General features: G+C 43.0%; 1 pseudogene. It reads right to left on the bottom strand.

Features of this window, described 5'->3' with window-relative positions:
* Positions 1-338, bottom strand: a pseudogene (locus AB4Z50_RS36250) (helix-turn-helix domain-containing protein); the annotation flags it as partial.
* Positions 339-377: the final 39 nt, after the last annotated feature.

The raw sequence follows: 377 nt of genomic DNA on the forward strand, positions 1-377 counted from the left end.
CAGTTCAACCAGTTCAACTATGATTTTTGGTGACAACTCCTTTCCATTTCCTTGTACTTTTTTAGCACATCTATTTGTTGCTTTAAGAACCGATTCTCCGCCTTTATTTGCTCCAGTTCCGAGGTAAACTCAGGTCCTTTACCGTAGCTGTATTGTTTGCCTACAGGTTGCTCCAAGCGGTTTAACTCGCCCTTGCGGTACCATCGCATCCAGGTTTCCAATTGCGTCTTATTTCGTATGCTCAGCTGCTCCATGACCTCTTTCACTGGAACTCCTGTTATTCTCAATTCAATGGCTTTCATTTTTGTTTCCACTGGGTAACTTACTCTTGTTGCCAACGTAAAAACACCTCCAAGGTTGTCTCCATATCTTACGAC

The sequence above is a fragment of the Paenibacillus sp. 2TAB26 genome, from assembly GCF_052115145.1.
Lineage (GTDB): Bacteria > Bacillota > Bacilli > Paenibacillales > Paenibacillaceae > Pristimantibacillus.